The organism is Allobosea sp. 01N443 (assembly GCF_056399325.1).
On sequence record NZ_JBFTRC010000434.1, the window covers coordinates 1 to 486 of the forward strand.

The window sequence follows — 486 nt, forward strand, 5'->3', positions numbered from 1 at the left end:
GTCAAAGCCCGTTAATGGGTAATGGCGTGCCTTTTGTAGAATGAACCGGCGAGTTACGATTTCATGCGAGGTTAAGCTGATGAAGCGGAGCCGTAGCGAAAGCGAGTCTGAATAGGGCGAATGAGTATGAGGTCGTAGACCCGAAACCAGGTGATCTACCCATGTCCAGGGTGAAGGTAAGGTAACACTTACTGGAGGCCCGAACCCACGCACGTTGAAAAGTGCGGGGATGAGGTGTGGGTAGCGGAGAAATTCCAATCGAACTTGGAGATAGCTGGTTCTCTCCGAAATAGCTTTAGGGCTAGCCTCAAGGTAAGAGTCTTGGAGGTAGAGCACTGTTTGGACTAGGGGCCCTCATCGGGTTACCGAATTCAGATAAACTCCGAATGCCAAAGACTTATCCTTGGGAGTCAGACTGTGAGTGATAAGATCCATGGTCAAAAGGGAAACAGCCCAGACCACCAGCTAAGGTCCCAAAGTATACGT

Annotated in this window: 1 rRNA gene; it reads left to right on the forward strand. The window is 50.2% G+C overall.

Annotation, left to right across the window (positions count from 1 at the left end):
• Positions 1 to 486, forward strand: a 23S ribosomal RNA gene (locus AC1DRP_RS36855); the annotation flags it as partial.